Here is an 8,259-nt window from a genome sequence, read left to right as displayed (position 1 = left end):
TGATGCGGCCAACCAATCACGGATCGATCCTCCGAGAAACGAGCCAATTTCTAAGATCAGGCTGACGTTGTTGCGGCGGATCTTTTCCGTGACCATCCAGCGACCACCGCCATCCATGCTCCAATGAATCGGATCAAAATCGGGGCGTTCGATTGGCCAAGGATAGCGTTGACGAAGCAAGTCGATTGCGGCTTGATTGGTATCGGAAAGAGAAGGGATCATCGGAACCTCAATTTTTAGATCGAACGAGTCGAATCGCACGACGAACAGTCAACTTAAATGATGAAATGAAATTTGACCTGCGACTCGCTTCGCCGCTGGTCCCGTGGCGGGATTATGCCGCGCGGCGAGTTCCCAAAGGATGCGGAGCGAGCTGCAAGATGCGACCCGAACGACGGTGCATTTCTTTGTCAGCTAAGTGCATTGCCGAAGCAATGACTTGGTGCATGTCGTAATATCGATAAGTGGCTAATCGGCCGCCGATCAAATAATTGTCCGGAAGCATCGTGGCGTAACGCTGTTGGAGTGCTTCGCCCTGTTCGTTGTTGACGGGATAATACATCTCGTCACCCACCTTCCAATCCGCAGGATACTCGTGCGTGATCACCGTATGATCGCTGCGAACGGGATCAAAATGTTTGTGTTCGACACATCGCGTGTAAGGCGTTTCCGCGTCGGTGTAATTGATCGCCGCGATGCCTTGATAATCAGGCGTCTGAATGACTTGTTGCTCGAATCGCAATCCACGCCAATCGTTGGCCCCAAGCTGGTAATGAAACAGCCGATCCAGCGGGCCCGTGTAGACGATGCGGTCACTGATGGATTCGAAATGAGATTGATCGGCTAAAAAATCGACGTTGGTTTCGACGGCGATTCCCGTCAGCAATTTTTGGAATAACTGGGTGTAACCACCTTCGGGAATCCCACAAAATCGATCGTTGAAATAGTCGTCATTCCAAGTCAATCGAATTGGTAAGCGGCGAATAATCGAGCTGGGCAATTCTTTGGGGTCGCGGCCCCACTGCTTTTTGGTGTAGCCGTATACAAACGTTTCGTAAATTTCTTGGCCGACTTGTGACAACACCCACTCTTCGAGATTGGCGGGATTTTCGATCGGTACACGTTCGGCTTCCAGACGCTGCTCCGCTTCCTGTGGCGTTTTGACGCCCCAAAGTTGGTGCAGTGTTGTCAAATTGATCGGGAACGAGAGCATCCGTCCACGAAAATTGACTTTGGGCCGATAGCTGAAGCGGCTGAAGCGTGCGAATTGATTGACGAAGTTCCAGACGCCTTCGTCATTGGTGTGAAAGATATGCGGCCCGTATTGATGAACATGAATGCCGCCGACATCGTCCGTGTAGCAATTGCCTGCGATATGACTCCGTTTTTCGATAACGAGGCACTTGGCTCCTGCGTCGGTCATTCGTCTTGCGAAGACCGAACCAAAGAATCCGGCGCCCACGATTACGTAGTCATACATCCCTGTCTCACTTCAGCCATTCTGGCGAATTCGTGGCGATAGAGCACGCCGATGTCATCAATCGGATGGGTTTTACCAAAGGTAGCGATCGCGCACTTCCTAACGGTCAGCTTCGTCCGGATTGTGACGATTGCTTGAACAAAAAACTTGACTTTTGTTGTTTTGGTAAGTGTCATGATGGATGCCAATAAGTTCTCGGAATATTCGCTATAACGAGTGAAGTCCTTCTCATCCGATCACTTGCCCTGTTTGCTGATCTCGTTTGTGCTTTTTGGAGTCAAACACCATGCTTCCCTCGCTGCGACGTCGTATTTTGTCCGCTACTGGACACCGGACCGCGCGTCGTGATCGTTTGACGTGGAGCTTGGCTGCTTTAGAGCCACGAGTGTTGCTTGCAGGGGACGCGGGAGCCGCCGTCGCCCATTCGGTTGACTTTGTCGAAGTTGGATCGCCCGCCGAAAACGCTGCCCACTCGCCCACCGCCGCAACAGCGCAAGACGCCGTCGCAAGGGATGCCGGTCAGTCCATCGCAACTCGCAGCATTGTGTTTGTTGATTCGGAGGTCGCCGATCACGATCTGTTATCGAGCGCCGTATCGCCCGGCGCCGAAGTGATCCTGTTGTCGATCAACCAAGATGCGATCTCGCAAATCACCGAGACGCTTGCCAGTCGGCACCGTGTTGCGTCGATTCACATCGTTAGCCATGGCGCGGCTGGGCAACTGCAACTCTCGGGCGAGATCGTCGACGCTGCCACGATCCAGGCACACGCCGAGCAATTGGCAAAGTGGTCCTTTTCACTCACACCCGACGCCGACATCTTGCTGTATGGGTGCGAAGTAGGGGCGGGAAGTGGCGGGGAAGCGTTGCTTCGCAGTATCGCAAACTTGACCGGTGCCGACGTTGCCGCGTCGATCGACATCAGCGGTGCGAGGTCGCAGGGGGCGAATTGGGCGCTCGAAAAAACGATCGGTCAAATTGAATCGGGACTCGCGTTTCAAGCAAACGTATTGGCACGCTACAAACACACGCTGCCAGTCAACACGTCGTTAGTTAATCTGGCCAGCTTTTCGTCTGCGGATTCGATCAATCTCAATGGAGGTGCCTCGTTCACCGGAGATGGCAAGTTGCAGCTAACCTCGGCGGCGATGTATCAAGCTGGTTCTGGATTCTTCGCGACTCCGGTCGCGCTCAGCGAAAACACGTCGTTTCAAACCCGTTTCTCGTTCGAGATCAATGAGGGGGCCGGAGCGGGCGGTGCTGACGGACTTGCCTTTGTCTTGCAGAATTCGCCTCAGGGGGCTGACGCGGTAGGCGGGAATGCAGGATGGTTAGGGTATGGAGGTATCGGACGCAGCATCGCGATCGAGTTGGATACTTGGAAAAATAGCTGGGACCAATTTGGCGACGAGATTGCAGTCACTCTCAATGGCGATTTTCGAACACAAATTGCAGCGGTGGCATCGCCCATCAATCTAAATTCAGGCTCGGTAGGGCATGCATGGATCGACTACGACGGAGCCACGAATACGCTTAGCGTGTTTGTGTCGAATTCCAATGCCAAACCGACAACGGCGTCGCTGGTGACCCATGTCGACCTGCAAGCTCATTTGGGGGAACGCTTCTTTGCCGGTTTTACCGCCAGCAACTATAACTTGCCCAATGCTCACAAGATCGATTCGTGGTCGATGGATATCCAAGACGACTTCGGCATCGGTGGCGTCACCACGTACGCGTTAGCTCAGCGTCAGATCTCGGTCAGCGAAGCGGCCGGTGGGACGACATTACAAATTGTGCGAACCGGTGACATTTCCCAGGCGGGGTCGGTTCGTTATCAAAGCAGCAACCAATCGGCTACGGCGGGCAGCGATTACACCGCGGTCAGCGGCATCGCTTACTTTGCCGCTAACGAATCGATGGTGCAGGTTGATTTGTCAATCCTCGACGATGACGAAACCGAACCCGCAGAATCATTCAAACTGTCGCTTAGCGATCCCGACGCCGGTGTGTTGGGGGCGCGTCAAACAGCGACGGTAACGATTTACGATGATGAGCAAGCCGTGCCGAGTTTCGCCAGTTTCAGCAGCGGCGATCCAATCAATTTGAACGGCGGAGCTTCGATTTCCGGCGGCGCGTTACAGGTCACCTCGTCAGCCGCTTACCAAGCGGGGTCGGCGTTTTACAGCACTCCGATCAATGTCAGCGAAAACACCTCGTTCCAAACCAGTTTTGCTTTCCAGATTAACGGGGGTGCAGGAGCGGGCGGTGCCGATGGCTTTGCACTGGTGCTGCAGAATTCGCCTCGTGGAAGTGACGCGTTAGGTGGCAACGCAGGCTGGCTTGGTTACGGAGGGATCGGTCAAAGCGTGGCGATCGAATTCGATACGTGGCGAAACGGCTGGGACCAATTTAGTGACGAGATCGCCGTCACTCGCAATGGTGACTTTCAAAAACAAATCGCAGCTGCAGCGTCTCCGATCAATTTGAATTCGGGCTCCGTCAACTATGCTTGGGTCGAGTACAACGGCGATACCAATGAATTGACGGTTTACGTCTCCGACACCAATCAGCGACCCACCACACCAAGTTTGACCACTCCGATTGACTTGCGGGGTGTGGTTGGTAATCAGTTGTACGCAGGTTTCACCGCAAGTTCTTACAACTTGCCCAACGCTCATCGGATTCTATCCTGGTCGATGACCGTGGATGATACACCTCCGGCTCCACCGGCTCCCACGTTTGTTTTGGAAAGAAGCCAGATCAGTGTGAGCGAATCAGCGGGCGAAGTGGTTTTGCGTGTTCGTCGCAGTGGCGATTTATCGCAAGCCGCATCGGTGCGATACCAAACTGAGAATCAAACAGCGACCGCGGGCAACGATTACGTTGGCAAAAGTGGAACGTTGTCGTTTGGTGTCAATCAAGCGGTCGCTGAAATCGTGATCGAACTTATCGATGATGCGGATCCCGAGTCGCTGGAATCGTTTACCGTTTCGCTCTCCAATCCAAGTGGGGCGGCATTAGGCAGCGTCAGCTCGTCCGTTGTGAATCTTTTGGATGATGAGCAATCGCTCCCGAACTTTACCAACTTTGACGGTGGCAGCCCGATCACTCGCAACGGCAGTGCTTCGGTCACGGGGGGGCGACTGCAAATCACCTCAGCCGCTCCGTACCAAGCCGGCTCGGCGTTTTATAATGACGCGATCGATCTAAACAGCAACACCTCGTTTCAGTCCAGCTTTTCCTTTGCGATCAATGGTGGTGCCGGCGCAGGCGGTGCCGATGGTTTTGCCTTTGTATTGCAGAATTCGCCGCAATCTACCGCGGCCCTCGGCGGTAACGCGGGCTGGCTCGGCTATGGTGGAATTAGCCGAAGTGTTGCGATTGAGTTTGATACTTGGAAAAACACATGGGACGCGTTCGGCGACGAAGTCTCGGTGAACCTCAATGGTGATTTTCAAAACTCGATCGGTGCAGCGGCTTCGCCGATCAATTTGAATTCTGGTGCGATCGGCTACGCATGGGTGGACTACGACGGGATCACCAACACGCTGCGTGTTTATGTGTCCGAGAAAAATCAAAAACCGACGACTCCCACGCTCGTTCGCAATATCGACCTCGCTGCCACACTGGGCAATCGGTTTTATGCGGGGTTCACCGCGAGCAACTACAACCTGCCCAATGCTCATCAAATTGTGTCGTGGTCGATGAATTTGGATCAGCCTGTCGATCCAAGCAACAATGGTCCTGCCACCTTCGCGCTGCAGTCCTCGCAACTGACCGTCAATGAATCGGCTGGCGAAGCGATTGTTGGGGTGGTTCGCACCGGCAATGCCTCAGCGGCCGCGTCGATCAACTACCAGACCTATGACGCGACGAGTTCGCAAGCCGCCGAGGCGGGGAGCGATTACACGCGAACCGTCGGGGTGCTGAACTTTTCAGCGGGGCAACGTTATGCCGAAATCCGCATCCCCATTCTAAATGATGATTTGGAAGAAGGGCTCGAATCGTTTGTGGTAACCATCGACAATCCGGTCGACGCCGAGCTTGGTGTGCCGCGAACCGCGACGATCGCAATTCTGGATGATGAGCAACAATTGCCCTCGTTTGTCAATTTTGACTCTGCGGATCGAATCAATCTCAATGGCAACGCGTCGGTCAGTGGCGGGTATCTGCAACTCACCTCGGACGCTCCGATTCAGACCGGCACCGCATTTTTTTCAACCCCGGTAGACGTCTTTTCGAGTTCGTCGTTTCAAACCAGCTTTAGCTTCCAAATGAATGGGGGTTGGGGAGCCGGAGGCGCCGACGGGCTTGCGTTTGTCATGCAAAATTCGGCCGCCGGCTCGGATGCGATCGGCTTCGGATCGTATGGACTCGGTTACGGCGGACTCGCGAACAGCGTCGCCATCGAACTGGATACTTGGAAAAATGGTTTCGACATATATAACGATGAGATCGCGATCGTCGTAAACGGAAACGTTCAAACACCGCTTGCGCAAGCGCCATCGCCGATCAATCTAAACTTCGGCGGCGTCTACTATGCGTGGATTGATTACAACGGGACCAGCGATGTGTTGGCGGTCTACATTTCCGATACCCCCGAGAAACCAGGGTTGGCGAACGTCAAAGCGACCGTGCAACTTGATCAAGTGGTCGGCAGCCAGATGTATGTGGGCTTTAGTGCCGCCGATTACGATCGACCTAATCGCCACCGGATCGGATCATGGTGGATGAACTCTCAGGCACCTATTGCAGATCCGCCGGTGCTTCCCAAAGGTGAAATCCGCAGCTCGATTGTTCACAGCGGTTTGATTCAACCCACCGCGATCGATTGGTCCGCCGATGGACTTAATCTGTATGTTGCTGAGAAAGCGGGAATCGTCAAGGTGTACCGAGATGGCAAGCTGGCGTCGGCTCCGATCATCAACATTTCACGCATCGTCAATAACGTTTCCGACCGCGGGCTGTTGGATGTGGCAGTGCATCCGGATTTGGAAAACAACCCCTACATGTACTTGCTGTACACCTACGATCCTCCGGAAGTGTGGAATCATGTCGGCAATGGTCTCGCTGGACCGGACGGAACTGGAAATCGCGTTGGACAACTGATGCGGATCACGCTCGATGAGACGACGGATTTCACGACGATGGTGGCGGGATCGGAAACGATTCTGTTGGGCAATGCGAGCACTTGGGCCAACTTCAACGCGTTCACCAATAGTGTCACGAACATGGCCGAGCCTCCCGCCGGTCAAAACCCCGACGGTTCGTACATTCAAGATTTTATCAACAGCGACAGCACGACGCATTCGATTGCGTCGCTCGAGTTTGCTCCGGACGGCAGTCTGTTTGTCTCGATTGGTGACGGCGCTAGTTACAACCAGATGGATCCTCGAGCGGTCCGCGTCCAGGATATCGATAGCTTGTCCGGAAAGGTGTTGCGTATCGATCCGGTTACCGGTCAAGGCTTGGCAGACAATCCCTTCTTCAATGGTGACGCCGACGCGAATCGTTCGAAAGTCTATCAACTCGGACTACGCAACCCGTTCCGGATCGCCGTGGACGACGTCACAGGGCGATTGTTCATTGGCGATGTCGGCTGGACCACGTGGGAAGAAATCAACACCGGCGATCCAGGCGCCAACTTTGGTTGGCCCTATTACGAAGGAGGGCAGGGCTACAATATCGTCACCCCAGGCGGTTACCTGGGACTTCCCTCGGGACAACAATTTTTGGCCAACGGCGGCGAAGCAACTCCGTCAATCATTTCGCTCAATCACGCTGGCGATGGTATCAACGCGATTGTGATGGGCGATGTGATTCGCGGCGGCGATCTAGGGCTGCTGTATGAAGGTGACATCATCTTCAATGATTTGGGGCAAGGCATCGTGCGTCGCGCGTCGGTGAACGCTGATGGAAAAGTGACCGAGATTTCGGCCTTCACCACCGGCGCGCAATATGTGGTCGATATGCGTCAGGGGATCGACGGCGAGATGTACTTTGTCGATCTTTTGGATGGCCAGATCGGCCGCTGGGAAGTGGTCTAGCCGCCGCGAAACAGGTCGGTTTATAGCGCAAGCGGCCCGGTGAATTTCGTACGTTTTACTCGCTGCAACCGGGCGGCTCGCACCGCTACTAATATAGATGGCATTGGGCTCGCGCCGTGCCGCTAACCAAAGCAGACGGCCTTAAGACGCAAACGGCCTTAAGACGCAAACGGCTCGCTCAAAAGCAAATGACTTGCTTAGAAGCGGCGATTGACGGCAAATTCGGCAATCGCTTTCAGCGACGTTTTGGCTGCGGAGTCCGCCAACACGTCAAGCGCCGCGATCGCTTTGCGTTGATATTGCAAAGCGGTGTCTCGGGTGTAATCGCAAGCATCGCTCTGGTCCAGCCAAGGCATGATCGTCTCGGTGCGGCGACGACTCGGTTCGGCCAATAATTGCAAGATCTGACTTCGTCTCGCTTCGTCGGCGGTTTGCAAAAGGCGAATGATCGGCAAGGTGATTTTGCCTTGCTGAAGATCGGTCCCGAGCGTTTTGCCGACTCGTTCGTCGTTGCCCCATAGGTCGAGGTAATCGTCGGCGATTTGGAAGGCGATGCCAAGCGAATCGCCGTACTCGGCAAGTGATGCGGTGACTTCGGGACTGCCGTCGGCGAAATGGGATCCCAATTGGCAGGCGACTCGGCACAGCTCGGCGGTCTTGCCCTGAATCATCTCGATGTAGGTCGTCTCGTCGATGTCCAAAACATCCCGCTTCAACACTTGCCGCATCTCGC

5 protein-coding genes are annotated in these 8,259 nt (G+C 54.5%); 1 reads left to right on the top strand and 4 read right to left on the bottom strand.

Annotation, left to right across the window (positions count from 1 at the left end; genetic code table 11):
• The 3 genes from ABX962_RS23465 to ABX962_RS23455 all read right to left on the bottom strand — a co-directional run.
• Positions 1-222, bottom strand: a 222-nt coding sequence (locus tag ABX962_RS23465) for a hypothetical protein (protein WP_372722836.1), incomplete at its 3' end; no start/stop codon positions are given.
• 112 nt (positions 223-334) lie between these two features.
• Positions 335-1,480 carry a UDP-galactopyranose mutase gene (gene glf / locus ABX962_RS23460; RefSeq protein ID WP_372722835.1) on the bottom strand — a complete coding sequence of 382 codons (1,146 nt, stop codon included), beginning with the start codon at positions 1,478-1,480 and terminating at the stop codon, positions 335-337.
• The gene (locus tag ABX962_RS23455; protein ID WP_372722833.1) at positions 1,465-1,656 is read right to left on the bottom strand and encodes a hypothetical protein; all 192 of its coding nucleotides are present in this window, start codon (positions 1,654-1,656) and stop codon (positions 1,465-1,467) included. Before ABX962_RS23455 ends, glf begins: the two co-directional genes overlap by 16 nt.
• Positions 1,657-1,766: 110 nt before the next feature.
• Here ABX962_RS23455 and ABX962_RS23450 point away from each other — a divergent pair, with 110 nt between their 5' ends.
• A complete protein-coding gene (locus ABX962_RS23450; protein ID WP_372722832.1) occupies positions 1,767-7,526 on the top strand; it encodes a Calx-beta domain-containing protein in 5,760 nt (1,919 codons plus the stop codon).
• A gap of 197 nt (positions 7,527-7,723) precedes the next feature.
• On the opposite strand, the gene ABX962_RS23445 is transcribed toward ABX962_RS23450, so the two are convergent.
• Positions 7,724-8,259, bottom strand: a 536-nt coding sequence (locus ABX962_RS23445) for a polyprenyl synthetase family protein (RefSeq protein ID WP_372722830.1), incomplete at its 5' end; no start/stop codon positions are given.

Source organism: Novipirellula sp., assembly GCF_041583735.1.
Lineage (GTDB): Bacteria > Planctomycetota > Planctomycetia > Pirellulales > Pirellulaceae > Novipirellula.
This window is presented reverse-complemented; position numbering and strand designations above follow the sequence as displayed.